The organism is Serratia silvae, assembly GCF_023282985.1.
Classification (GTDB): domain Bacteria; phylum Pseudomonadota; class Gammaproteobacteria; order Enterobacterales; family Enterobacteriaceae; genus Chania; species Chania silvae.
The window spans coordinates 26,239-50,115 of record NZ_JAGQDC010000019.1 but is presented as its reverse complement, the minus strand read 5'-3'; the positions used below and the strand labels follow the sequence as shown (position 1 = coordinate 50,115).

At 51.9% G+C, this 23,877-nt stretch carries 24 protein-coding genes; 10 read left to right on the top strand and 14 right to left on the bottom strand.

What is annotated here, in order from left to right; genetic code table 11:
- Nucleotides 1–29 precede the first annotated feature (29 nt).
- Nucleotides 30–1,310 (top strand): chitinase ChiD, encoded by a 1,281-nt coding sequence (gene chiD, locus KAJ71_RS19610; protein ID WP_248947209.1) that lies wholly within the window; start codon nt 30–32, stop codon nt 1,308–1,310.
- Nucleotides 1,311–1,351: 41 nt separating this feature from the next.
- Here the strand turns inward: chiD and KAJ71_RS19605 are convergent, their stop codons facing one another.
- Both KAJ71_RS19605 and msrB read right to left on the bottom strand, forming a co-directional pair.
- Nucleotides 1,352–1,624, bottom strand: a complete 273-nt coding sequence (locus tag KAJ71_RS19605) for a YeaC family protein (protein WP_021181206.1) — start codon at nt 1,622–1,624, stop codon at nt 1,352–1,354.
- Between the two features lie 64 nt (nt 1,625–1,688).
- Nucleotides 1,689–2,102 (bottom strand): peptide-methionine (R)-S-oxide reductase MsrB, encoded by a 414-nt coding sequence (gene msrB / locus KAJ71_RS19600; protein ID WP_248947208.1) that lies wholly within the window; start codon nt 2,100–2,102, stop codon nt 1,689–1,691.
- Nucleotides 2,103–2,449: 347 nt separating this feature from the next.
- Between msrB and gapA the strand changes: the two genes are divergently transcribed.
- Together gapA and KAJ71_RS19590 are read left to right on the top strand one after the other, a co-directional pair.
- The gene (gene gapA / locus KAJ71_RS19595) at nt 2,450–3,445 is read left to right on the top strand and encodes a glyceraldehyde-3-phosphate dehydrogenase (RefSeq protein WP_029987603.1); all 996 of its coding nucleotides are present in this window, start codon (nt 2,450–2,452) and stop codon (nt 3,443–3,445) included.
- Between the two features lie 153 nt (nt 3,446–3,598).
- Entirely contained in the window at nt 3,599–4,474 is an 876-nt protein-coding gene (locus tag KAJ71_RS19590; protein WP_248947207.1) for a D-hexose-6-phosphate mutarotase, read from the top strand.
- Nucleotides 4,475–4,597: 123 nt separating this feature from the next.
- Here the strand turns inward: KAJ71_RS19590 and KAJ71_RS19585 are convergent, their stop codons facing one another.
- Nucleotides 4,598–5,302, bottom strand: coding sequence for a MipA/OmpV family protein (locus KAJ71_RS19585; protein ID WP_283106836.1), 705 nt, complete (start codon nt 5,300–5,302; stop codon nt 4,598–4,600).
- 493 nt (nt 5,303–5,795) lie between these two features.
- On the opposite strand from KAJ71_RS19585, the gene yeaG reads away from it, so the two are divergent.
- Nucleotides 5,796–7,730 carry a protein kinase YeaG gene (gene yeaG / locus KAJ71_RS19580; RefSeq protein WP_248947206.1) on the top strand — a complete coding sequence of 645 codons (1,935 nt, stop codon included), beginning with the start codon at nt 5,796–5,798 and terminating at the stop codon, nt 7,728–7,730.
- A gap of 117 nt (nt 7,731–7,847) precedes the next feature.
- Nucleotides 7,848–9,116 carry a YeaH/YhbH family protein gene (locus tag KAJ71_RS19575; RefSeq protein ID WP_248947205.1) on the top strand — a complete coding sequence of 423 codons (1,269 nt, stop codon included), beginning with the start codon at nt 7,848–7,850 and terminating at the stop codon, nt 9,114–9,116.
- Nucleotides 9,117–9,217: 101 nt separating this feature from the next.
- On the opposite strand, the gene lysC is transcribed toward KAJ71_RS19575, so the two are convergent.
- The 7 genes from lysC to cspE form a co-directional block, all read right to left on the bottom strand.
- Nucleotides 9,218–9,436 carry an Rz1-like lysis system protein LysC gene (gene lysC, locus KAJ71_RS23735; protein WP_420493036.1) on the bottom strand — a complete coding sequence of 73 codons (219 nt, stop codon included), beginning with the start codon at nt 9,434–9,436 and terminating at the stop codon, nt 9,218–9,220.
- Nucleotides 9,339–9,773 carry a DUF2570 family protein gene (locus KAJ71_RS19570; RefSeq protein WP_248947204.1) on the bottom strand — a complete coding sequence of 145 codons (435 nt, stop codon included), beginning with the start codon at nt 9,771–9,773 and terminating at the stop codon, nt 9,339–9,341. The genes lysC and KAJ71_RS19570 overlap by 98 nt, the downstream gene beginning before the upstream one ends.
- A gap of 328 nt (nt 9,774–10,101) precedes the next feature.
- A complete protein-coding gene (locus KAJ71_RS19565) occupies nt 10,102–10,353 on the bottom strand; it encodes a hypothetical protein (RefSeq protein ID WP_248947203.1) in 252 nt (83 codons plus the stop codon).
- 98 nt (nt 10,354–10,451) lie between these two features.
- Nucleotides 10,452–11,114, bottom strand: coding sequence for an anti-sigma factor (locus KAJ71_RS19560; protein WP_248947202.1), 663 nt, complete (start codon nt 11,112–11,114; stop codon nt 10,452–10,454).
- Complete coding sequence (locus tag KAJ71_RS19555; RefSeq protein WP_248947201.1) at nt 11,111–11,665, bottom strand: sigma-70 family RNA polymerase sigma factor; 555 nt, start codon at nt 11,663–11,665, stop codon at nt 11,111–11,113. Before KAJ71_RS19555 ends, KAJ71_RS19560 begins: the two co-directional genes overlap by 4 nt.
- 60 nt (nt 11,666–11,725) lie before the next feature.
- The gene (locus KAJ71_RS19550) at nt 11,726–12,286 is read right to left on the bottom strand and encodes a fasciclin domain-containing protein (RefSeq protein ID WP_248947200.1); all 561 of its coding nucleotides are present in this window, start codon (nt 12,284–12,286) and stop codon (nt 11,726–11,728) included.
- A gap of 412 nt (nt 12,287–12,698) precedes the next feature.
- The gene (gene cspE / locus KAJ71_RS19545) at nt 12,699–12,911 is read right to left on the bottom strand and encodes a transcription antiterminator/RNA stability regulator CspE (RefSeq protein WP_024485401.1); all 213 of its coding nucleotides are present in this window, start codon (nt 12,909–12,911) and stop codon (nt 12,699–12,701) included.
- A gap of 358 nt (nt 12,912–13,269) precedes the next feature.
- Here cspE and KAJ71_RS19540 point away from each other — a divergent pair, with 358 nt between their 5' ends.
- Nucleotides 13,270–13,446, top strand: coding sequence for a GhoT/OrtT family toxin (locus KAJ71_RS19540; RefSeq protein ID WP_248947199.1), 177 nt, complete (start codon nt 13,270–13,272; stop codon nt 13,444–13,446).
- A 45-nt stretch (nt 13,447–13,491) separates the two neighbouring features.
- On the opposite strand, the gene KAJ71_RS19535 is transcribed toward KAJ71_RS19540, so the two are convergent.
- Entirely contained in the window at nt 13,492–15,609 is a 2,118-nt protein-coding gene (locus tag KAJ71_RS19535) for a TonB-dependent siderophore receptor (protein ID WP_248947198.1), read from the bottom strand.
- Between the two features lie 325 nt (nt 15,610–15,934).
- On the opposite strand from KAJ71_RS19535, the gene KAJ71_RS19530 reads away from it, so the two are divergent.
- The 3 genes from KAJ71_RS19530 to KAJ71_RS19520 all read left to right on the top strand — a co-directional run bounded on the left by KAJ71_RS19530 (nt 15,935) and on the right by KAJ71_RS19520 (nt 18,507).
- A complete protein-coding gene (locus KAJ71_RS19530; protein ID WP_248947197.1) occupies nt 15,935–16,249 on the top strand; it encodes a hypothetical protein in 315 nt (104 codons plus the stop codon).
- A 381-nt stretch (nt 16,250–16,630) separates the two neighbouring features.
- Nucleotides 16,631–17,191 carry a 3'-5' exonuclease gene (locus KAJ71_RS19525; protein ID WP_248947196.1) on the top strand — a complete coding sequence of 187 codons (561 nt, stop codon included), beginning with the start codon at nt 16,631–16,633 and terminating at the stop codon, nt 17,189–17,191.
- 122 nt (nt 17,192–17,313) lie between these two features.
- Nucleotides 17,314–18,507 carry a multidrug effflux MFS transporter gene (locus KAJ71_RS19520; RefSeq protein WP_248947195.1) on the top strand — a complete coding sequence of 398 codons (1,194 nt, stop codon included), beginning with the start codon at nt 17,314–17,316 and terminating at the stop codon, nt 18,505–18,507.
- 2 nt (nt 18,508–18,509) lie between these two features.
- Here the strand turns inward: KAJ71_RS19520 and dadX are convergent, their stop codons facing one another.
- Together dadX and KAJ71_RS19510 are read right to left on the bottom strand one after the other, a co-directional pair.
- Nucleotides 18,510–19,586, bottom strand: a complete 1,077-nt coding sequence (gene dadX / locus KAJ71_RS19515) for a catabolic alanine racemase DadX (RefSeq protein ID WP_248947194.1) — start codon at nt 19,584–19,586, stop codon at nt 18,510–18,512.
- A 23-nt stretch (nt 19,587–19,609) separates the two neighbouring features.
- Entirely contained in the window at nt 19,610–20,914 is a 1,305-nt protein-coding gene (locus tag KAJ71_RS19510; RefSeq protein WP_248947193.1) for a D-amino acid dehydrogenase, read from the bottom strand.
- A gap of 513 nt (nt 20,915–21,427) precedes the next feature.
- On the opposite strand from KAJ71_RS19510, the gene KAJ71_RS19505 reads away from it, so the two are divergent.
- Complete coding sequence (locus tag KAJ71_RS19505) at nt 21,428–22,963, top strand: SpoVR family protein (protein ID WP_248947192.1); 1,536 nt, start codon at nt 21,428–21,430, stop codon at nt 22,961–22,963.
- 68 nt (nt 22,964–23,031) lie between these two features.
- On the opposite strand, the gene fadR is transcribed toward KAJ71_RS19505, so the two are convergent.
- On the bottom strand, nt 23,032–23,751 hold the full coding sequence (gene fadR, locus KAJ71_RS19500; protein WP_248947191.1) for a fatty acid metabolism transcriptional regulator FadR: 720 nt from the start codon (nt 23,749–23,751) through the stop codon (nt 23,032–23,034).
- Between the last annotated feature and the right edge of the window lie 126 nt (nt 23,752–23,877).

The following is a 23,877-nucleotide window of genomic DNA, read 5'->3' as shown; positions in this document are numbered from 1 at the left end:
GGTCGGCCTTGCTGACCAAAGGAGAGAACATGGTTTTAACTCGTAATCTGCTGCCGTTGCTGGTAGCGGTGCAACTCGGTATTGCTGGCGCGGGCATCGCGCACGCCGCACCTTATCTTTCTGTCGGCTACTTTAACGGCGGTGGCGACGTGACCGCCGGGCCGGGCGGTGATATCAACCAGCTGGACGTCAGCCAGATCACTCACCTCAACTACTCTTTCGGCCTGATTTATAACGCTGAAAAAGAGGAAACCAACCCGGCACTGAAAGATCCCTCCCGCCTGCACCAAATCTATCTATCCCCAAAAGTCGAAGCAGACTTAAAGCGCTTACCCGTATTGCGCCAACAAAATCCGGCGCTGAAGGTTTTGCTCTCCGTTGGCGGCTGGGGAGCTCGTGGGTTCTCCGGCGCGGCAGCCACACCGGAAAGCCGGGCGGTGTTTATCCGTTCGGTGCAGGAGGTGATTGCCAAGTATCAGCTCGATGGTATCGATCTGGATTGGGAATACCCGGTTAACGGTGCCTGGGGATTGGTGGAAAGCCAGCCAACTGACCGGGCCAACTTCACCGCCCTACTGAGCGAACTGCATCAGGCACTGGGTAAAGAAAAACTGCTGACCATCGCCGTAGGGGCCAACGTCAAAAGTCCGCAGGAATGGGTAGACGTTAAGGCTATCGCGCCCTATCTGGACTACATCAATCTGATGACCTACGACATGGCGTACGGTACCCAGTATTTCAACTCCAATCTCTATGACTCCAAACAATGGCCAACCGTGGCCGCTGCCGACAAGTACAACGCCGACTTTGTGGTCAACAACTATCTGGCCGCCGGGCTGAAACCTGCTCAGCTCAATCTGGGGATCGGTTTCTATGGCCGGGTACCTAAACGCGCCACCGAGCCGGGTATTGATTGGGCTGTGGCAGATGCGGCCAAGCATCCCGTCACCCAGCCCTATTTCACCACACGTGAAAAAGACGTCTTCAAGTCGCTGGGCGTGGATTTGGATAAAGACAGCTACATCAAGTACAACGATATCGTTAACAAGATGCTGAAAGACCCACAACGGCGCTTCACTGCACATTGGGATAACGAGGCCCAAGTGCCCTATCTGATGATGAAGTCAACCGCAGGCAAACCACTGTTCGCGATAAGCTATGAGAACCCGCGCTCGGTAGCCATCAAGGCTGAGTACATCAAGAGCAAAGGATTGGGAGGGGCGATGTTCTGGGAGTATGGTGCGGACGATAACAACCGCCTGGCCCATCAGCTAGCCGAAAGCTTGGGCTTAAGCCCGCTGAAGCAATAAAACCTTCAGGGCGATGGCAACATCGCCCTGCTAGCAACAGGTTACTGCGGCTTCAGCTTGGCCAACGGCTCGGCCATAAACTGTTGCTTCAGCTCCTGTTTGCTTTTCATTACGATTTGCCCGTCGGTGCCAATGCTCATATGTTGTGGGTCCGCATTGTTCATCGACTGCCACAGCATCACCGCCTGCAAGCTGTGTTCTTTCTGCTCTGGCGTCAGTGCCACACCATCCGGCCATTTGCCCAGTTCCACAGCCAGCACTAGCCGTTGGTAGATTTCCGGCGTCATGGCCGCAATCAGATCTTTTACTTCCATCAGAGCATGTCCTCATCCACGGATGAATAATTAGCTGAATCGATTTTGTTGATTTAGTTACAGCTTAGCCTGCCGTCTGCTCGCCACTCTCATCGTCGGTGAAACTCAGTGACGCAGAGTTAACACAGTAGCGTTCGCCAGTCGGCTGCGGGCCATCGGGAAACACATGTCCCAAATGCGCGTCGCAGCTGCCACAGCGGATCTCGACTCGATGCATATTATGTGAATTATCATCAAGATAACGAATAGCATCGTCCGAAACCGGCTGATAGAAGCTGGGCCAGCCGCAGCCAGAATCAAACTTGCTGGCGGAGAAGAACAGTGGCGCGTTACAGCACAGGCAATGGTACACGCCCTCACGCTGGTTATGCAGTAATTTACCGCTATAGGGGGCTTCGGTGCCACGCTCTTGCGTCACATAACGTTGGATTTCATTCAGTTCCGTGAGCGGTGTCTTAGGGGTTGTCTCTTTAGCCATTTGTGCTATTCCCGCAATGTGGATAATGTCAACGAAAACAATAACTAATAATAACAAAAAATTAACAACGCTGCAGGGCTTTTTAGCCTAAACTGTACGGCATAAAGGTTACGCTGCCGCCATATGTGATGTTGATCACATATCTTGCACGTACTGACTTTATACTTAGCGGTTTGCCCCCATATGGATGGGAGGACAAACGTAAATGGAATGTGCGATTTGTGGGCAAAACCGGGGTTCTGGTTTGACTTACAGCAAGAATTGACACGATTCCGCTTGACGCTTGGTAAGGTTTTTGTAATTTTACAACCAACCTTTTATTCACTAACAAATAGCTGGTGGAATATATGACTATCAAAGTAGGTATCAACGGTTTTGGCCGTATCGGCCGCATTGTTTTCCGTGCTGCCCAGGAACGTTCTGACATCGAAATCGTTGCAATCAACGATCTGTTAGATGCAGAGTACATGGCTTACATGCTGAAGTATGACTCTACTCACGGCCGTTTCGACGGTACTGTAGAAGTTAAAGACGGCCACCTGGTTGTTAACGGCAAAACCATCCGTTGTACCTCAGAAAGAGATCCGGCTAACCTGAAGTGGAACGAAGTCAACGTTGACATCGTTGCTGAAGCAACTGGCCTGTTCCTGACTGACGAAACTGCACGTAAACACATCGCTGCAGGTGCTAAGAAAGTTGTTCTGACTGGCCCATCTAAAGATGACACCCCTATGTTCGTTATGGGCGTGAACCACAAGTCTTACGCTGGCCAAGAAATCGTTTCCAACGCTTCTTGTACCACCAACTGCCTGGCACCACTGGCTAAAGTGATCAACGACAAGTTCGGCATCGTTGAAGCTCTGATGACCACTGTGCATGCAACTACCGCAACTCAGAAAACCGTTGATGGCCCGTCTCACAAAGACTGGCGCGGCGGCCGCGGCGCATCCCAGAACATCATTCCTTCTTCTACCGGTGCTGCTAAAGCAGTAGGTAAAGTTATCCCAGAACTGAACGGCAAACTGACCGGTATGGCGTTCCGCGTTCCTACTCCGAACGTGTCTGTTGTTGACCTGACTGCCCGTCTGGCAAAACCAGCTTCTTACAAAGAAATCTGTGCTGCTATCAAAGCCGCTTCAGAAGGCGAGCTGAAAGGCGTGCTGGGCTACACCGAAGACGAAGTGGTTTCTACCGATTTCAACGGCGAGAAACTGACTTCTGTATTCGATGCTAAAGCCGGTATTGCGCTGAGCGACACCTTTGTGAAACTGGTTTCCTGGTACGATAACGAAACTGGCTACTCAAACAAAGTACTGGACCTGATCGCTCACATCTCCAAGTAATGGCATGATGCGAAGTTGATTATCAAGGGCGACACTAGTGTCGCCCTTTTTGTACCCGTCGTCTTTCAAGCCACAGCATGGTTATCAACAGCTGACTATGACTTGAAATCCATAGGGTATATTTGTTTTTTACGGCGAAAAGAAGGCAACAACATGAACGAAAAAATCTTCACCCTACCCGTTAGCGAACAAATCACCCCTTTTATCAGCCAACGCCAACTGGATGAACTGCCGGTGGTGGTGGTTTCTCACCCGAAAGTCCGTGCGGCTATTACCCTGCAAGGGGCCCATCTGCTGGCCTGGCAGCCAAGCGGTGATAAGCCGGTACTTTGGCTGAGCAACAATACGCCATTCAAAAACGGCGTGGCGATCCGCGGTGGTGTTCCGATCTGCTGGCCGTGGTTTGGCCCGGCGGGCAGCCCTTCCCACGGCTTTGCCCGTAATCAGCCGTGGCAGTTCACCGCGCACGATGAAGACGAAAACGGCGTGATCCTGACCTTCACGCTGCAAGACAACGAACAAACCCGCAAATTGTGGCCACATGCTTTCACCCTGATCGCCCGCTTCAAGCTGGGTGAAGAGTGCGTGATGGAGCTGGAATCACACGGTGACTACCAGGCTACCGCCGCGCTGCACACCTATTTCCAGATCGGCGACATCGACAAGGTAAAAATTGCCGGTTTGGGCGAGCATTATATCGATAAGGTGGCTAAGGGGATCGAGGCACGTCAGATTGGCGAGCTGGAGTTTGCCGGGCAAACCGATCGTGTCTATACCCAGGCAACGCCTTGCAGCCTGATCAAAGACCCGGTATTGCAACGGACCATCGAGGTCAACCATCACCATATGAGTGATGTGATTGCCTGGAACCCAGGCGTCGAGCTTTCATGCAGCATGGCCGATATGCCAAACGACGGTTACAAAACCATGGTCTGTGTGGAAACCGGGCGCGTAAGCAAGCCACTGATCGCCTCCGGGGAGCAGCCTGCCCGCCTGGCAATGAAAATCCGCAGCATTAAAAATAGCTGATCAAACTGGGGCGAGTCACTTCGCCCCTCTTCTCTTGATCATCCACCGCACCACAGATGTGCAAAAGGAGCGTTTCCGCCCCTTTTCGATGCACTCACTGCACCAAGATAATACGCCGTACGTTTAGAAGGTGTAAGTCACACCCGTCCACAGCATGCCGGTATAAGATTTATCAACCATTGGGCTGTCTTTAACTTCGCTGTCCAGGCGCGTATAGCGGCCCGTGAGGAAGGCATTCCAGTTGGCGTTGATATTATAGTTGGTGGTCAACTCCACGTATGGTGACCAGCTATCGCTCGGCTTGTAGGTATCGAAGGTGCTACGGCGTGACTCATCGCCATTAATGCCATAGTAGTATTGGTTTTGGTTTGAGCTGTTCCAGTTTAGCCCGATCCCAGGAGCAAAGCTCCAGGAGTCCACTTGGAACTTATAGAGATAGGCAATATCGCCCACCAGGCCGTTACTGTTGTCCAGCATATCGCCAGAGAAGGCCGTACGGATCGTTCCCCACTCGGCATTATGTGTAAAAGCCACACCGGCCATCATGGTGCTACGGCGCTTGTCCAACTGCTTCATGCGGTCATCATCACTGTCGCCTGGCTTATAGTGCAACGGCGCGTAATAGGCGATCAGGCTCAGCTGATTTTGCTGATCTTTCCACAGGTTGTAACCGGCCAACAGCGTATGGAAGTAAAAATCATCACCATCATAATTGATGATAGGAACAGGATAGACACGATCCTGATAACCACGATAAGGATCGGGGCTGACCAGCGCTGAAGCACCGAGTGACCAGTTTCCTGCCTGAGCACTGTGCGCACAAACCATTGCGGAAGCGATAATTGCTAGCGTTTTGAGTTTAGATATCTTCACTGGCTTTTTCCATAGATAAAAAGATGTAATTAACCACTATAGTTTATGTGAAAACCGACGAGCCTGCCGGATCTTTACAATAGAAAACAACCAAGATCGAATAACTTAGAACTTAAAGATGAATTATTGATGGCAAAAAGATGACGTTTTTTGCCGCAACCCGCGCCAGACAAGGCATTTGCCGCCCCTCGCCATAACTGAGTCATTGAAATGACTTAAAAAAGACCGTTTCTCTTGCAGGAAATTTTCCAGTATGCAACTAAGCTTAAAATCAGAAGGTGAATTTAGGCTGAGCCCAGTGGCAATACAGCGCAACTCGCGAGAATAAGCGCACCAAGTTGGCATACGGGTTGCTGTACTCAGTCATAGCTTCACACTTTCGGGAGCCAGAATACCAACACCAGCTCCTTTTTTAACCTGTGCTAATAACGAAAGGACGGGCATCGCCATGAACATATTTGACCACTATCGCCAGCGCTACGAAGCTGCCAAGGACGAAGAGTTCACACTGCAGGAATTTCTTACCATCTGCCGGCAAGATCGCAGTGCCTATGCCAATGCGGCAGAACGTCTACTCATGGCCATCGGTGAACCAGTCATGGTCGATACCGCGCTTGAGTCGCGTATGTCTCGCCTGTTCTCCAACCGCGTGATCGCACGCTATCCGGCATTCGAGGAGTTCTACGGCATGGAAGAAGCTATCGAACAGATAGTTTCTTACCTGAAACACGCTGCCCAGGGCCTCGAAGAGAAGAAACAAATCCTTTATCTGTTGGGCCCGGTGGGTGGCGGTAAATCCTCGCTGGCAGAACGGCTGAAAGCCTTGATGCAGCGCGTGCCGATTTACACCCTGAGCGCCAACGGCGAGCGCAGCCCGGTCAATGACCATCCGCTGTGCCTGTTCAACCCGCAGGAGGATGCCACTATTCTGGAAAAAGAATACAACATCCCAACGCGTTATCTTGGCACCATTATGTCGCCGTGGGCCGCCAAACGCCTGCATGAGTTCGGCGGTGACATCACCAAATTCAAAGTAGTGAAGGTTCGACCTTCGATACTTGAACAAATTGCCATCGCCAAAACCGAACCGGGCGATGAGAACAACCAGGATATTTCTGCGCTGGTCGGTAAAGTGGATATCCGTAAGTTGGAAAACCATGCGCAGAACGATCCGGATGCCTATGGCTACTCCGGCGCACTGTGCCGCGCCAACCAAGGGATCATGGAGTTCGTGGAGATGTTCAAAGCGCCAATAAAGGTGCTACATCCTCTGTTGACCGCCACCCAGGAAGGTAACTACAACGGTACCGAGGGGATTTCTGCCCTGCCGTTCAGCGGTATTATCCTGGCGCACTCTAACGAATCGGAATGGGTGACCTTCCGCAACAACAAAAATAACGAGGCCTTCCTCGACCGTGTTTACATCGTCAAGGTGCCTTACTGCCTGCGGGTGTCGGAAGAGATTAAAATCTACGACAAACTGCTGGATAACAGCGAACTGACCCATGCGCCTTGTGCCCCTGGCACGTTGGAAACGCTGGCCCGCTTTACCGTGCTGTCACGTATGAAAGAGCCAGACAACTCCAGCATCTATTCGAAGATGCGTGTCTACGATGGTGAGAGCCTGAAAGACACCGATCCGAAAGCCAAGTCGTATCAGGAATATCGCGACTATGCCGGGGTGGATGAAGGTATGAACGGCCTTTCGACCCGTTTCGCCTTCAAAATTCTGTCTCGGGTGTTCAACTTTGACCATGCCGAAGTCGCGGCTAACCCGGTACACTTGTTCTATATCCTGGAACAGCAGATCGAGCGTGAGCAGTTCCCGCAGGATCTGGCGGAAAAATACCTGGAGCACCTGAAAGGCTACCTGATCCCGAAATACGCCGAGTTTATTGGCAAAGAGATCCAGACCGCCTATCTGGAATCTTACTCTGAATACGGTCAGAACATTTTTGACCGCTACGTGACCTATGCAGACTTCTGGATCCAGGATCAGGAGTACCGTGATCCAGATACAGGCCAGTTGTTTGACCGTGAGTCATTAAACGCTGAACTGGAGAAAATCGAGAAGCCCGCGGGTATCAGCAACCCGAAAGATTTCCGCAACGAAATCGTCAACTTTGTCCTGCGTGCCCGAGCCAATAACAGCGGTCGGAACCCGAATTGGACCAGTTACGAGAAGCTGCGTACGGTCATCGAGAAGAAAATGTTCTCGAACACCGAAGAGCTGCTGCCAGTCATTTCCTTTAATGCTAAAACCTCAACGGATGAGCAGAAAAAACACGATGACTTCGTCGACCGGATGATGGAGAAAGGCTACACCCGTAAGCAGGTTCGCCTTCTGTGCGAATGGTATCTGCGGGTGAGAAAATCTTCATAAACCGACGACCGCTGACGTCATAGATAGCCTATACCTAGGGATTTCGGGTTGTAGTCTAGCGGCTACAACCTGAAAGACCCAAAGTAGAGAAAGTTGGCAACGTTGTTTGGGGGATGTATGGCGTATTTCATTGACCGACGGCTGAATGGCAAAAACAAGAGCATGGTGAACCGCCAGCGCTTCTTGCGTCGCTATAAGTCGCAAATCAAACAGTCGATTGCCGAAGCCATCAACAAGCGTTCGGTCACCGACGTGGAAAGCGGGGAATCGGTGTCGATCCCCGGTGGCGATATCAACGAGCCAATGTTTCACCAAGGGCGCGGTGGCAGACGCCATCGTGTTCATCCCGGTAATGACCACTTCGTCCAAAATGACCGCGTTGAGCGCCCGCAAGGCGGCGGCGGAGGGGGTGGCGGCCAGGGCAATGCCAGCCAGGATGGAGATGGCCAGGATGAGTTTGTCTTCCAGATCTCCAAAGATGAGTATCTCGACCTGTTGTTCGAAGATCTGGCGCTGCCTAACCTGAAGAAAAATCAGTACAAACAGCTGACAGAATACAAAACTCACCGTGCTGGCTACACCGCTAACGGCGTACCGGCCAATATCAGCGTGGTGCGTTCGCTACAAAATTCGCTGGCGCGTCGAACCGCCATGACCGCCGGTAAGCGCCGGACTTTGCATGAGCTTGAAGATAGCCTTGCCCAGTTGGAAAACACCGAACCGGTGCAACTGCTGGAAGAAGAGCGTATGCGTAAGGAGATCGCCGAGCTGCGCAAGAAAATCGACAGCGTGCCGTTTATCGACACCTTCGACCTGCGCTACAAAAACTACGAACGTCGGCCTGAACCCTCCAGCCAGGCGGTTATGTTCTGCCTGATGGACGTCTCTGGCTCGATGGATCAGGCAACCAAAGACATGGCCAAACGCTTTTATATTCTGCTGTATCTGTTCCTCAGCCGAACCTATAAAAACGTTGAGGTGGTCTATATTCGTCACCATACCCAAGCTAAAGAAGTGGATGAGCAGGAGTTCTTCTACTCACAGGAAACCGGCGGCACCATCGTTTCCAGCGCTCTGAAGCTGATGAACGAAGTGGTCGAAGAGCGTTACGATCCTGCACAGTGGAATATCTATGCTGCCCAGGCTTCGGACGGTGATAACTGGGCTGATGATTCGCCACTGTGCCATGAACTGTTGTCCAAAAACATTCTGCCGATGGTGCGTTATTACAGCTATATTGAAATTACCCGCCGTGCTCACCAGACGCTGTGGCGTGAGTATGAACATCTGCAGGCGACGTTTGAAAACTTTGCTATGCAGCATATCCGCGAGCCGGATGATATCTATCCGGTGTTCAGAGAACTGTTTCATAAGCAGACCGCGTGATTGGTATGCATAATAGAAAACGGCCAGCAACGAGAGTTAGCTGGCCGTTTTAGCTCATAGGGGCGCTACATACTCGCCAGCCAGCCGCAACCGCTATAAATTCAACAACACTGCCATTCGATCAACGCTTCGATCCGTGAAGCGCAGATATCAAGCTCACTCTGGCTCACCTGTAAAGCTATAACGGCATCCCCGAAAGTCTCCCCGATAAATGGTGTCTTCTCACACTTCTGTAGCAATACCGCTGGCGGATACACGTAGATCAGTTGCGGAGCCGGTGGCACCGGTTTTGGTTGCTCCGCGCAGGATATCGAGAGCATCAGCAGGCAACCGCTGATGACCGCAGTCGTTATCCTCCAGCGCTTTGCGTAGCGTTCTATTTTCAGCATCGGCCTTTACTCTCTTTTGCTGTTCAATCTTGAGCTGTTGTTCAGTAGCACGACGGTCGGCATCCGCGGCACCTTTCAGCACAGTGATGGTTTCATCTCTTCCATTCAATGCCCTGCCCAACTCCTCGTTATCTTTCTGGTACAGGCCTATGTCGGCATTCAACGCATCAATACGCTGACTCATGCCAAACAACAGGGCAGCGAAGCCTAAGATCAACAGTAGCTGCCAATGGCCTTTGGAAAACTGGATCAACCCTGCCAGGCTCATGATAGAAATACCTCGCAGCGTTTCACTAAGCCCCGTGGTTCTTTATTCTTGGCAAGTCGATCGCCAACACCTTGTAGTCTTGTCTGCATTTGAGTTACCCCCGACGAATCCAAACACCTGTTCAGATGAACAGTATCTCAAGGAAGAAGGATTGGGGATATTCGTAGGGGTTGTACTAGCCATGCCACAACTCACCCTCTGCCGATAGTTGGCATTAGCAATAAAAAAATCCGACCAAAGCGAGATTTTTGCATTAGATAACCCAACTTATTGCTGGCTGATGTGGCGTTTCACTCAATGGGTAGGTGTTTGCGAGGATGATGCCAGGTCACAACAAATATCTAAAATCGCGGATATCGGGGAACATGCCTACCGTCCTAAGATGCCGGTTGCAGATAAACCAGATCTCATCCCGGTCGTTCGAGAGGATGAAATAAGCATCGGCGGTTTCCGAAGGGTTGTACATTCCCAGCGCACGATAGGCCGTATGCTGACTGAATCCGCTCTCCAACGGATAAGGCTTGGGTGCATTTTCCATCTGCACTACTCTCAAGTACAACCCCTGCTCGATCCATATCATAAAGTCACCTGTAACAATCACGGATAACTTCATTATGGTTGTAAAAACGATTATCAACCCTGCCAACGGAAAAATCATCGGCAAGGATATCAATCAGATCACAGCGTTGTTAACTGGCCGCTGTAAAGCACCGGGCCGGTAGGAAGCCCTGTAGGGGAGCCACCCGCTGGCTCCAGACTGATGGCGATGGTCATGCCCTGCGCTAACGTTAGTGAGTTCAATGCCAGTTCGGTCGGTTTCTCAGCAGCAACCAGTCCTAAGGAACGAGGTTTGTCACCCGGCGGGATCGCCCACAGTTGCAGGCTATTGGCTACGGCTAGCGTTTGCGGATTAAGCGGGGTCAGCCTCAGATGGCGTTTGCCACTGTCCATACTGACAATCCATTGCCCACTACCCTGCTGACCCGCATTGAGCACCACTGCCGGAGCAAAATCCTGCGGCTGGGTGATAAAGCGCGGCACCAGCAACAACGCGGCCAAACCAGCAGCTAGCGCCCAGCCAAGGTAGTCCCAGCGTTTACGCCGTGGCACTGCCTCAATGGGCAAACTGAGCTGGATCTTTTTCCACACGCGTTCCGGTGGCAATACCGGGGCCAATGCCAGATCCAATGGAGCCAACAGCGTTTGCCAGCGTGCTACCAAGGCGGCCAGCGTTGGTTCCCGCTGGACACGCTGTTCAAAGTTCAACCGCGCTGGGCCGCGCAAGGTGCCCAAGGCATATTCGGCGGCTAACGCCGAGTCATACTCACCTTTGCTTTTCATAAGCCCACACAGTTTTTCAGATGATCCAGCGCCCGGCGGATCCAGCTTTTGATCGTGCCAAGCGGTTGTTGCAGATGTACCGAAACCTCGCCATGAGACATGCCTTGGTAGTAAGCCAACACAATGCTCTGACGTTGTTCAACATTCAGATGATTCAGGCACTCGGCCAGCTTTCCAGCCTCTTCCCCCAACAGCAACTGACTGACAGGTTCTTCCGTGCTTTCCCCCAGGTCATCCTGCCACTCCTCTTCCGTTTGCCCAGCCCGGCCACCAGCACCGCGCAACCAATCAATTGCCTTGTTGCGTACAATGTGCGTTAACCAGGTCAGCGGTGCACTGAGGTTGGCATCATAGCTGGCAGCGCGATTCCACACGCTGATAAAGCTTTCATGCAGCACCTCTTCAGCCCAGGATTGGCGACGCAGTAAACGCAGAGCAACGGCAAACAATCGGGGCGAGGTCTGTCGATAGAGTTGTTCAAACGCGTTGCGGTCGCCAAGCGCAACGGCCTGCATCAATTCGACATGCTGTTCGGGAAGTGCTTTGGTCATGTCCTGTCCTATCAAGGTGCGGGCGGCCTTTTGGCAGCCTGCACCTAGTATAGACGGGATTTATTTTGGCAACAGGACGCTATCGATAACGTTGATCACGCCATTTTTCTGATAAACATCATAGGTGCTGATGTTGGCAATATGACCTTGGCCATCTTTGAGCTGAATATTGTGGGGGCCATTATTCATAATCCACAACGGTTGACCATTGACCGTTTGCAGCTCGGCTGTGCCGTGCCCTTCCTTGATTTTCTTCTCCAGTTGTTTCATATCATAGCGGCCGGCAACCACATGGTAGGTCAACACTCCGGTCAACGCCGCCTTATTCTCAGGTTTGAGCAAAGTATCGACCGTTCCGGCAGGCAGTTTGGCAAAGGCTTCATTGGTCGGAGCAAACACCGTAAACGGGCCAGCGCCTTGCAGAGTATCAACCAAACCTGCGGCCTTCACCGCAGCAACCAGCGTGGTGTGATCTTTGGAGTTGAGGGCATTCTCGACAATATTTTTGCTGGGGTACATGGCGGCACCGCCTACCATTACCGTATCGGACATCATGGCAGCCATTGAGACGCTACTGAACAACAGTGATGAACACAGGGCAGTACAGAGAAGCTTTTTCATGATCATATCCTCGAAGGGTGATGTGGGAAGATGTCCTCACATAGCCATATACGTAGTGAACGAGAATATTGGATGCAGTAATCAGAAAATATTTTTCAAGCGGGGAAAATGGATGTAAAAAACCCCGGCGTAAACGCCAGGGTTAAAAGTAGTGCCGGTCGCTTTCCCGGCTGTCATGGTGCGGCGCAAGCGTCCATCGAACACTCCAGCATTGCACGGCCTAAGCACGGCCCTTTCACAACAGAAAAGCAAATTTTGGGAAAATGGGCTTTTCTGTCTACCCTCGTTGCAAAGAGGATATATTCAACCCCGGCACCAGGCCGGGATTGATGTGGTAGTGTAATTATCGCTTGTCTGCTCCGGTCTACACCATCATCGCTATTGCAAGTTTCAACCACACTACCGAGTCACATTACATTGCTGTAACGTTAACCGCTGATGGGCCTTTGGCGCCATTTTCGATGCTGAATTCAACCTGCTGGCCTTCATCAAGCGTTTTGTAATCATTACCCTGGATTGCAGAGAAGTGCACGAACACGTCTTTGCTGCCATCTGCAGGAGAAATGAAACCAAAACCTTTACCAGCGTCAAACCATTTTACTAAACCAGTCATTTTATTAGACATAGATACTTCCTTCGTTGTTTTTTTGGCCGCCATAATGGCGAATGAGGTCTGTAATTCAGTGGAAACTTATGGGGGCACTAGAAGGGAATTCGCGGAAGAAGAGGTATCTGTCGGATATCGCTAATACTGAGAACTACTTTACTAAAACTGCTTTCATAAGGTCTGTACTTCAAACCGATGACGCCATTTACTCATAACCCAGAGTTATTAGCAAGGGCTATTTATAATTAATTTCGATAAGGTGCTATTTCACCACTGCGACAAACCGCGCTTTCAACCTTTTCACGGCGCGTTAACACATTGATTACTTGCGGGGAGGCGCCTAGAATAAGCGGCAAAAATTACCGGGATCGTTTTCATGTCATCGCTGTGGGTAGTCACGCAATACGTTTATTTTATTGGCCTGTTGGTTTCGATGATTTTCACTTTTCTGGTCAGCCGCGACACCCTCACTATTCGCCTACTTAGCGCGTTGATCATCGGCCTGACCTGGCCACTCAGCCTGCCCGTAGTGCTGTTATTTTCGCTGTTTTAGCGTCTCATCCCGCCAACGTTCAGCGGGATGAGTACAGGTTAACGGTTAAAAATCATACCCCACGGTAGCAACAACGGAACGCCCTGCCCCCCAGTAGCAATAGCCGGTGCCGTAACAGCCAGCAACATATTCCCGGTCCGTCAGGTTATTGGCGTTGAGCTGTACATAAGCCCCTTTTAACGACGGTTTTACGCTGTCCAGATCCATGCGCACCGAGGCATCCAACAGCGTTACCGAAGGAATACGCAGGGTATTCTCATTATCCGCCCACTGTTTGCCAATATAACGCACGCCGGCTCCCAGGTTGACGCCCAGACCTGCACTGTACTGTCCCCATAGAGAGGCCATCTGATTAGGTGCCAGATATGGCGTATTGCCATCGTTACCGTCAACGGCGTCTTTGAACTTCACTTTGTTATAACTGTAACCGGCAATGACGTTCAGACGCTCACTGACCTGGCTTCGGGCCTCTAACTCAATCCCTTGTGAATGAACCTTACCGGCAGGCACATAATAGCTGTCCTTCACCACGCGGTTGGCTACGTCGTTCTGCGTCAAATCGTAGAGGGCAATGCTGTAGATCGAACTGCTGCCAGGAGGCTGATATTTCAGCCCGGCCTCATATTGCTCACTGGTGGTCGGCTTGAGCAGATGGCCCTCTTTATCGGCCAAGACCGCTGGCGTAACTGCCGAGCTGTAACTCATGTACGGCGAAAAACCGCTGTCAAAGTGATACAGCAACGAAGCTCGGCTCGTGAAGTGGTCATCAGTACGAGCATCGGTAGAGTCGGTATTCAGTACGGTATTCTTGGTTTCCAAGCGGTCAACACGCCCGGAAAGATTGAGATACCAGTTGTAGAGGCTGACTTCATCCTGCAGATAGACGCCAGTCTGCTCATAACGCCGTTTAGAATCGGTATGGCTGAGGATGGTAACATCTGGCCCACCGGAAACGCCGGTGAACGGGTTCAACGGCGTGGCCGAACCGGATTCTTCCCACAGGTTATTGGTAAAGCGCTGGTAGTCCAGACCCAGCATCACCTTATGTTCCAACGCGCCAGTAGCGAACTCCGCCGCCAGTTGGTTATCTACAGCATAAGCATCCAATGACGTATTGGAGCCGCTGTACCAGCGATTCAACTCGCTACGATCGGCATTCCAACCAATCTGATACGCCTGCTCCAATTCTACGTTGGAATGGGTGTAGCTGGCATTTTGGCGGAACGACCAGACGTCGTTAAAACTATGCGAGAAATCATAACTGTAGATTTGCTGCCAACGTTTGAACACATTGCGGCTGCTTTCTCCGTCAAAGAATCCGCGGCCCAGCTTGTCCCCACTACTGGTGTAAATGCTGCCGTCTGCCGGTACCGCGCTGTGGTAGCCACCGGAAGGGTCTTTTTGCAGATTGGCCTGCAACAGCAAAGAGGTATTCTCGTCCGGTTGCCACAGCAGCGAAGGCGCAATTGCATAGCGCTCTTCACGCTGATGGTCATACATGGTGTCGCTGGTGCGGGTAATACCGGTCAAACGGTATGCCCACTGCTCGTTCAATGCCCCCGTCAAATCAAACGCGCCGCCTTTGGTATTGTTGTTACCGGCCATCACATTCACGTGGTTTTCACTGGCAAACTGTGGCCGCTTGGTAGTCATCGCCACCAATCCGCCAGGAATGCTTTGCCCGTACATCACGGAAGACGGGCCTTTAATCACATCAATACGTTCAAGAAACCAGGGGTCGATCTGCAAAGCGTTATAACTGCCACCGTCGCTAAGCAGGCGCAGGCCGTTCAGGAAGGTGTTATTGACGTCGCCACCGTGGAAACCGCGCAGAGCGATAGTATCGTAACGCGTCGCACCACCAGAGAAGTTAGTGAATACGCCTGGGGTATATTTCAGCGCATCGTTAACTGTCAAAGCCCCTTGGTCGCTCATCTGTTGGCGTGTTACTACGGAGACGGATTGCGCGGTGAGCACCAGGGGCCGATCCGTTTTAGTGGCCCCCTGGCTGGTGCTGGCCTCATAGCCATGCGTCGCCGTTTCCGCCGTATCGGCGGGTTTGGCCGTTACCACGAGGGTATCTTCAGCAAAAGAGGTCAGTGGCAGGAAAATCGCTAACGAGCAGTAAAGATAAGAACGACTGGCAGGAAAAAACGCAGGCATACCTGTATTCCCCATGGGATCTATTGAAATTGCACCGAAAACTTACCGCGCCGGCAACGCTGGCCAGTTTGGCGTACAGAGGTCACGGTGCTCTGATGTTGTTAGATAACAAATACTAATGACAATGATAATTATTATCTTTATCATCAATGAATTCAAGTAGCAAAATGCACTCTGGTGAATGGTGTTTCAGGCGGGTTTATTGGCTTGTGAACGGTACGTCATCATGGAGAAAAACCTTTTTCTCAGCATGTTATGCTGCTGAGCTGTTTGGTTTTCATTTGGCCGTTAAATGCTATAAGTCTTGTTAACTCTAGGAGAGCGCATGACTCAAACATCAAATCCCATCTCAGCCCCCTCCAGAAGACTGAAAGTGGTCTATGGCTGGTATATTTATACGGTGTATGCGTTACTGATATTTAATCTCTATCTGGCGGTGTACAGTCATCCCTTTGAAGCGCCGTTAGTTTTCTACGCTCATAGCCTGTTTATCGCTTTTCTGCTCAGCCAGATCCTGAAGAAACGAAGAGGGTTCAGTTGGGTATTGCTGATCTACTTTATGATCATGCGCCTATATTACGCCAATATTCTGCACGCTGAGTTCTCCGCCGCCGTACCAATGGGCAACAGGGATGGTTGACGCGATTTGGTTGGCGCCAATGGACCGTGTTAATCGGGATAGCGGCAATATTGACGCCATTACTCACCCGCGACTATCAGGGGTGAAGGGTGACTGCGGGATGTGAGGTTCAGAGATATCCACCATGCGGCAGATTTTACTTAAGTTTTGGGCGTTTTCGCAGATTTTATCGGTAACGTAAACGCCAAAATAACCTAATACCAGCAGATAGCCGATCATACATAGAATAAAAATAAGTGTTCTCAACGCTAGCTACCAACTCTGCAACATGACTAAAGTCATCATACCGTGAACAGACCATTTTCGCCTATTTCAAAGTAACTGGATATTCTGCCAGACTGTATGCAGTACCATCACGAGCTTGTTCAGCCTGGAGACCCCATGAACCATTTGATGCTAGATATTGAAACGTTGGATATTACCCCAAGCGCGGTGATCCTGGTGGTTGCCGGCGTGTTTTTTAACCCCAAAACCGGTGAGTTAGGGGCAGAATTTGAAGCGGCAGTGAACAGCCAGCAGGAACAACCGGGCCGGACAATCAGTCTGGATACCGTGGCCTGGTGGGCAAAACAGTCAGACGAAGCTCGTAAACTGGCCTTCGGAGGCAGCGAAAGTCTCAAGCGGGTATTGACCAATCTAAGTCGTTTTATTCACATGCACAGCACCGACACGGTAAAAGTCTGGGGCAATGGCAAAGAGTTTGACTGCTCGATCCTAGAACATGCCTACCACCAGTTGGCAATGCCTTGCCCCTGGAAGTTCTGGGATACCCAAGACGCCCGCACTATCATTACGCTGGCTGAGTTGCATGGTTTCAATCCCAAGAAACAGCGTCCCTTTGAAGGCACACCACACCGGGCGCTGGATGATGCCAAACACCAGGCACGCTACGTTGCTGATACCATTTCGGCACTTTATTACCGCCAGCCCTCGGCAAAATGATCACACCAGGGAAAAGCCGGCGCAAACGGTTTCCTTTCTGCCATCAATACGTTATCGCTTCCCATTTGCGGTTGGGATCTCTACTCTAGTCCTCTTTGTCATTCGGATGTGCCATTTTTGTTATGCAAAAATTTCTCTTTCTCCTGCTTAGCCTGGTGTTGCTCGGCCCTCTGGGAATCGATCTCTACCTGCCCACCATTCCTGCCATTGCCCTAGGCCTTAACAGCAGCGAAGCCTTGATCCAATCCACCATTTCGCTGTTTATTCTGGTGTTGGGTCTTGGCCAGGTGATCGCCGGTCCGCTGGTGGATAATTACGGTCGTAAGCCGGTGGCTATCGCCGGGATCCTGATTTATATGGTGGGCGCAGCCATGGCCGCGCTGGCAACAACGGCGGAAATCTTTGTCGCTTCGCGCCTGATGCAAGGCGTGGCCGTTTGCTGTACCGCTGTCGTAGCATTCAGTGGCGTACGTGATCGCATGAATGGCGATGATGCCGCACGCGCTTTCGGTTTCCTCAATGGCACGCTGAATATCATTCCTGCACTGGCCCCGCTGCTTGGTGGCTTGCTGGCAGAAGCCTTCGGTTGGCGTGCCCCATTCTGGTTCCTGGTCGGTTATGCCACGGTGGTGTTATTGCTGGTTATCTTCTTCCTGCCAGAAACCCGCCCCGCGACTACCCTAGCCGTCAAAGGGCTACCGGTACGGCAGTATCTGCGCATTCTTGGCGATCGCCGCTTTATTTCCTTCGCCATAGTTAATGCCGGGGCGATGGGGATGGCGCTGACCTATGTCTCATTGGCACCTAATGTGCTGATGGGCACCGCCGGGCTATCACCGCTGCAGTTCTCTTTGGTTTTTGGTGCCAACGGTTTCTGGATCATGCTGGTCAGTTTTGTCGCCAACCGCATCATTCACAAGATTGGCCGCCCTTTCTGCCTGGCGACCGGCAGCATACTGATGGGGTTAGGCTGTCTCGCTTTAGTGTTGGGCGTGGCACTGCTGGGGGAAGCTGCACAAAGCCATTGGTTGGCGTATATCCTGCCCGTGGCCTGTGCCTGCGCCGGATTGGCTTTTGTCATGGGGCCGTCAACCAGCTACGCGTTGGAGCCTTACTCTAACGAAGCTGGTGTGGCTTCAGCACTGGTGGGCTTTATTCAGATGGCCGGAGGTGCCGCGCTGGGCCTGATCGCGATGGCGTTGCCGCTGCAGCCGAAACTGTCGCTGGCGTTAGTGATGCTGGCAGGTTGCCTGCTGGCGCTACACGCACGGCAGCGCAGCAAGCAAATCAAAGGGCAGTTGAAGAAGATCGCCTGACGCTATTTCTCAATAACAATAGGCACCCGTGCCGCCAAGGCTGTCAGCAGCTCGTAGCCCAAAGTTCCGGCTGCGGCAGCCACATTATCGACGGGCAGTTTCCTCCCCCACAGTTCGACGTCAGTACCAATGGTTGCCTGCGGGCACGGCGTCAAATCCACCGTCATCATATCCATGGAAACCGAACCTACCGTATGCGTCAGAACACCGTCCACCCAGACTGGGGTGCCAGTGGGCGCATGGCGAGGATAGCCATCCGCATAACCACAGGCTACTACGCCGATACGCTGCGCCCCACCAGCGGCATAACGCCAACCATACCCTACCCGGTCTCCCGCTTGCAGCTGTTGGATGCCAATGATCTTGCTGCTCAGCGTCATCGCCGGTTGCAAACCAGTAGCGGCAATGTCCTGCCAGTTGCCGCTGGGTGATGCGCCATAAAGGATAACCCCCGGCCTCACCCATTCCCCCTGCGTCTGCGGGTGCCACAAGGTGGCCGCCGAGTTGGCCAGACAACGAGGCAGATCAATCGCAGCAGTAGCGCGTTCAATCACGGCCATCTGCTCCGTTACGCCTTCAGCACCGTCGGCGGTGGCGAAGTGGCTCATTAGCGTTATCGAACCAATATTACGCAGCTCCTTTGCGGTTAACCAAGCGCTGTGCAACTGCTCCGGGGCAAACCCTAGGCGATTCATACCACTGTTCAACTTGAGATAAACATCAAGCGGGGCCTGTAAACGCGCTTCGGCAATCGCCTGTAGTTGCCAGTCGCTGTTCACCGCCGTGGTTAACCGGTAACGATCGATCAGTATCAGGTCTGCGGGCTGGAAAAAACCCTCCAGCAGCAGAATCGGCCCCTGCCAGCCAGATTCGCGTAGTAACACTGCCTCGGCCAGATCGAGCAAGGCAAAACCATCGCTATTCTCGCCCAGGCTGCGCCAGACGTGCTGCAAACCATGGCCATAAGCGTTGGCCTTAACAACGGCCCAGATCTTAGCCGAAGGAGCAAAACGACGAACTACCTGCAAGTTATTGGTCAACGCGGCCAAATGCAGCGTAGCGGTAATCGGGCGAGGCATGGGATCTCCTACCACATTGGGTTTCAGCGTGCCGGGTGCACATCGTTCAAGGGAACAGCAGACCCCTGCCGAAAATCGGCGCGGTAACGTGCCACCGCCAGATCGTCAGAAGCAATAGCCGGGGTGATCCCGGAGATCAGATCGGCCAGCAACTGCCCGGAGCCGCAGGCCATCGTCCAACCCAAGGTGCCATGGCCGGTATTTAAATAGAGATTTTTCAGCGGAGTGCGCCCCACGATCGGCGTACCATCCGGCGTCATCGGGCGCAGGCCCGTCCAGAATGTGGCCTCCTCAACCCGCCCGCCGTTCGGGTACAGATCGCGCACCACCATTTCCAGCGTTTCACGCCGCTTCTGCTCCAACTGGGTATTGAAACCGACAATCTCCGCCATACCGCCCACGCGGATACGCTTATCGAAGCGAGTGATGGCAATTTTATAGGTTTCGTCCAGCACGGTAGAAAACGGCGCTGCCGCTTCATCGGCGATTGGAATGGTTAATGAGTAACCTTTCAACGGATAAACCGGAATGGACACCAGATCGCGCAGTAACGCGGTAGAATAGGCGCCGAACGCCACAACATAGCTGTCGGCGGTAATGATTTCACCATCACACTGTACGCCGGTAATTTTGTCTCCTTCTACCAGCAAGCGTTCTACGTTGCGGTTAAACAGGAAGTTGACTCCGGCCTGCTGCGCCAACTTGGCCAACTGCTGGGTGAACAGTTGGCAATCCCCGGTTTCATCATTCGGGAGCTGTAAACCACCTGTAAGCTTGTGGGCAACCTGCGACAACGCCGGTTCGACGGTCGCCAACTGGCTAGCTTCCAGCAGTTTGTAAGGCACCCCAGCATCCTCCAGCACGGCAATGTCCTTGGCCGCGCTGTCAAACTGCTGCTGGGTGCGGAACAGTTGCAGCGTGCCACCTTGACGGCCTTCGTACTGGATGCCAGTTTCCTGACGCAGGGCTTTGATACAGTCGCGACTGTATTCCGCCAGACGCACCATACGGCCTTTATTGGTCATATAATGGGCGGTATCGCAGTTTTTCAGCATCTGCCACATCCAGCGCAGTTGGAAACTACTGCCGTCTAGGCGAACTGCCAACGGCGCGTGACGCTGGAACATCCATTTAATCGCCTTCAACGGTACCCCAGGTGCTGCCCAAGGTGCAGCGTAACCCGGAGATATTTGCCCGGCATTGGCCGCACTGGTTTCCAAGGCTGGCCCGGGTTGACGATCGATCACCGTCACCTCATGGCCCGCTTTTGCCAAGTACCAGGCACTGGCAACCCCTACCACTCCGCTACCTAAAATAACCACTCTCATCGCTGACTCCAACCCAAAGATCGATAAAGCACAATCCACCAATAACAGGAAATTAACTCAGTGGAAAAAACTACTCAACAACTCGTTCGTTAATCGTGACAATATTCACAATTATTTTATCGTTGATGCGCCAGTCTTTGGCAATAGTGGTTAAAAAATAACGATAAGATGCTGTTAAAGTGCATTTTGACGAAAAAACAGGCTCTTCATCAGCGAAAACAACCTGTGTCATATGGAATAAAGACCTCCCAATCCTGGAATATAAATCTGTTTAATTAAAAATTTTAGGCTAATAGTTCCGGGGACATCTATTACGCATCAGTTTCCTCTACAGAACCGGTTAAATGCCTGAATGAATGCAACCACAGGCCGAAAAACCAGTTTGAGCGAGGTTACCGCAAGCGGTTATCAATATGCAGCACGGATGATTTCAAACGATTTATTACGACTTGGACTATCATTGTTAAAGGGTCTGCCAAAAGAGCCGACGCCGTTCATAACGAGGGTGCGCTGATGACTACTTCGACACAGAAAAAGGTTAAGGAAGATAAACGTCTGAGCGATGGACCGGATTGGACATTCGACCTGTTGCAGGTTTATCTGGAGCAGATCGATCGGGTTGCCAAGCATTACCGGCTCGACACCTACCCGCATCAGATCGAGGTCATTACCTCCGAGCAGATGATGGATGCCTATTCCAGCGTCGGGATGCCGATCAACTATACCCACTGGTCATTCGGCAAGAAGTTCATCGAAACCGAGCAGCGCTACAAGCATGGCCAACAGGGGTTGGCCTATGAGATCGTGATCAACTCCAATCCGTGTATTGCCTATCTGATGGAAGAAAACACCATCACCATGCAAGCGCTGGTGATGGCCCATGCCTGTTATGGGCACAACTCGTTTTTCAAAAATAACTATTTATTCCGCAGTTGGACCGACGCCAGTTCGATCGTCGATTATTTGCTGTTTGCCCGCCATTACATCAGTGAGTGTGAGGAACGCTATGGCGTGGAAGAAGTAGAAAAGTTACTGGACTCCTGTCATGCGCTGATGAATTACGGGGTCGATCGCTACAAACGGCCACAAAAAATCTCGCTGGTGGAAGAAAAAGCCCGCCAAAAGAGCCGTGAGGAGTATCTGCAAAGCCAGGTCAACTCACTGTGGAAAACCCTGCCGCGAGTCGATCGCGAAGCCCTACCGGAGCAGGCTGCGCGTTTTCCACGGGAGCCACAGGAAAATATTCTCTACTTTATGGAGAAAAACGCCCCGTTGCTGGAATCCTGGCAGCGTGAAGTGTTGCGCATAGTGCGTAAGGTGAGCCAATATTTCTACCCGCAGAAGCAGACGCAGGTGATGAACGAAGGCTGGGCCACCTTTTGGCACTACAGCATCCTTAACCATCTGTATGACGAAGGGCGCGTGACGGATCGCTTTATGCTCGAGTTCTTGCACAGCCATACCAATGTGGTCTACCAGCCACCGTACAACAGCCAATACTACAATGGCATCAACCCGTACGCGCTAGGCTTTGCCATGTTCCAGGACATCAAACGGATCTGTCAATCGCCGACCGAAGAAGATCGCTACTGGTTCCCGGATATCGCTGGCAAAGACTGGTTGGATACCCTGCACTTTGCTATGCGTGACTTCAAGGATGAGAGCTTTATCAGCCAGTTCCTGTCACCGAAAGTGATGCGTGACTTCCGATTGTTTACCGTGCTGGATGACGACCACAACAATTACCTGGAGATTTCAGCGATCCACAACGAAGCGGGCTACCGGGCAATACGACAGGAGTTGTCGGCTCAGTACAACCTGAGCAACCACGAGCCCAATATTCAGATCTGGAATGTGGATCTGCGTGGCGATCGCTCATTAACGCTACGTTACATTCCGCAAGACCGGGCGCCTCTGGATAAAAGCCGCCGCGAGGTGATGAAACACCTGCATCGCCTGTGGGGATTCGACATTATTCTGGAGCAGCAAAACGAGGATGGCAGCGTAGAATTGCTGGATCGCTGCCCACCGAGACCCAACGCGATATAAAGCGGAAATATGACAAAGGGGCGCACGCAGCGCCCCTTCAACTAGCTGATTTATAGCAATGACGCGAATTAACGACGCGCTTCGGTCAGATCGCTTGGCATAGTGCCCTGCATGCTCTGCCAAATGGCCCCGCTTTCTTTACCGTAGTTACGCACGCAATCCATCACCTGATCGTACATCTTCTCATGGCACAGGCTAGACAGCTTGTTATAGAAGGTCAGTGCGAGTTTGCGCGCTTCCGGGTTGGAGAAGTAATAACGGCCAACGCGGGTATACAGCCCTTTCAAGCCATTGAGGATCAGGCCATAAATCGGGTTGCCCGAGGCAAAAGCCAAGCCACGGAAAATTTCATAGTCGAGTTGGTTGAAGGCATCCGCCTGATCGTCAACCAGTGCCGCTTTCGCCAGCACTTCCTGCGCCTGCTCCGGGTGGTTACGCACCGCCGCACGGATAAAGATCGAGGCAATATTGGTACGCACCGACAGCAGATTATCGATCAGCTGCGGTACGCTGTTATGATCGAGTCGAGCCAGGGTTTCCAGGATATTAAGACCAGAGGTTTCCCAAAAATCATTCACCTTGGTCGGCTTGCCGTGCTGAATAGTCAGCCAGCCATCACGGGCCAATCGCTGTAGAACCTCACGTAATGTGGTGCGCGTGACGCCAATCAGTTCTGAAAGCTCACGTTCCGCGGGCAAAATAGAGCCGGGAGGGAAGCGGTTATTCCAAATACTTTCAATAATATACTCTTCCGCGAAACCGGCAGGACTCTGCGCCTTTATAACCATGTGTTTGATGTTCCGTAACGACGATAATCAGTAATTGTAATCGGCAGATCATACCAGATCGCCGGAGCATCACATAGCGTGAGCAAAAAACAATAAACGAAAGTGTGCATAAGCTGGCAAAAAGGT

What these genes read in the sequence shown, in the direction of transcription:
- chiD (WP_248947209.1), top strand. Translation starts at nt 30, where the DNA reads ATGGTTTTAACTCGTAATCTGCTGCCGTTGCTGGTAGCGGTGCAACTC.
- KAJ71_RS19605 (WP_021181206.1), bottom strand. Translation starts at nt 1,624, where the DNA reads ATGGAAGTAAAAGATCTGATTGCGGCCATGACGCCGGAAATCTACCAA.
- msrB (WP_248947208.1), bottom strand. Translation starts at nt 2,102, where the DNA reads ATGGCTAAAGAGACAACCCCTAAGACACCGCTCACGGAACTGAATGAA.
- gapA (WP_029987603.1), top strand. Translation starts at nt 2,450, where the DNA reads ATGACTATCAAAGTAGGTATCAACGGTTTTGGCCGTATCGGCCGCATT.
- KAJ71_RS19590 (WP_248947207.1), top strand. Translation starts at nt 3,599, where the DNA reads ATGAACGAAAAAATCTTCACCCTACCCGTTAGCGAACAAATCACCCCT.
- KAJ71_RS19585 (WP_283106836.1), bottom strand. Translation starts at nt 5,302, where the DNA reads ATGGTTTGTGCGCACAGTGCTCAGGCAGGAAACTGGTCACTCGGTGCT.
- yeaG (WP_248947206.1), top strand. Translation starts at nt 5,796, where the DNA reads ATGAACATATTTGACCACTATCGCCAGCGCTACGAAGCTGCCAAGGAC.
- KAJ71_RS19575 (WP_248947205.1), top strand. Translation starts at nt 7,848, where the DNA reads ATGGCGTATTTCATTGACCGACGGCTGAATGGCAAAAACAAGAGCATG.
- lysC (WP_420493036.1), bottom strand. Translation starts at nt 9,436, where the DNA reads ATGCTCTCGATATCCTGCGCGGAGCAACCAAAACCGGTGCCACCGGCT.
- KAJ71_RS19570 (WP_248947204.1), bottom strand. Translation starts at nt 9,773, where the DNA reads ATGAGCCTGGCAGGGTTGATCCAGTTTTCCAAAGGCCATTGGCAGCTA.
- KAJ71_RS19565 (WP_248947203.1), bottom strand. Translation starts at nt 10,353, where the DNA reads ATGATATGGATCGAGCAGGGGTTGTACTTGAGAGTAGTGCAGATGGAA.
- KAJ71_RS19560 (WP_248947202.1), bottom strand. Translation starts at nt 11,114, where the DNA reads ATGAAAAGCAAAGGTGAGTATGACTCGGCGTTAGCCGCCGAATATGCC.
- KAJ71_RS19555 (WP_248947201.1), bottom strand. Translation starts at nt 11,665, where the DNA reads ATGACCAAAGCACTTCCCGAACAGCATGTCGAATTGATGCAGGCCGTT.
- KAJ71_RS19550 (WP_248947200.1), bottom strand. Translation starts at nt 12,286, where the DNA reads ATGAAAAAGCTTCTCTGTACTGCCCTGTGTTCATCACTGTTGTTCAGT.
- cspE (WP_024485401.1), bottom strand. Translation starts at nt 12,911, where the DNA reads ATGTCTAATAAAATGACTGGTTTAGTAAAATGGTTTGACGCTGGTAAA.
- KAJ71_RS19540 (WP_248947199.1), top strand. Translation starts at nt 13,270, where the DNA reads ATGTCATCGCTGTGGGTAGTCACGCAATACGTTTATTTTATTGGCCTG.
- KAJ71_RS19535 (WP_248947198.1), bottom strand. Translation starts at nt 15,609, where the DNA reads ATGCCTGCGTTTTTTCCTGCCAGTCGTTCTTATCTTTACTGCTCGTTA.
- KAJ71_RS19530 (WP_248947197.1), top strand. Translation starts at nt 15,935, where the DNA reads ATGACTCAAACATCAAATCCCATCTCAGCCCCCTCCAGAAGACTGAAA.
- KAJ71_RS19525 (WP_248947196.1), top strand. Translation starts at nt 16,631, where the DNA reads ATGAACCATTTGATGCTAGATATTGAAACGTTGGATATTACCCCAAGC.
- KAJ71_RS19520 (WP_248947195.1), top strand. Translation starts at nt 17,314, where the DNA reads ATGCAAAAATTTCTCTTTCTCCTGCTTAGCCTGGTGTTGCTCGGCCCT.
- dadX (WP_248947194.1), bottom strand. Translation starts at nt 19,586, where the DNA reads ATGCCTCGCCCGATTACCGCTACGCTGCATTTGGCCGCGTTGACCAAT.
- KAJ71_RS19510 (WP_248947193.1), bottom strand. Translation starts at nt 20,914, where the DNA reads ATGAGAGTGGTTATTTTAGGTAGCGGAGTGGTAGGGGTTGCCAGTGCC.
- KAJ71_RS19505 (WP_248947192.1), top strand. Translation starts at nt 21,428, where the DNA reads ATGACTACTTCGACACAGAAAAAGGTTAAGGAAGATAAACGTCTGAGC.
- fadR (WP_248947191.1), bottom strand. Translation starts at nt 23,751, where the DNA reads ATGGTTATAAAGGCGCAGAGTCCTGCCGGTTTCGCGGAAGAGTATATT.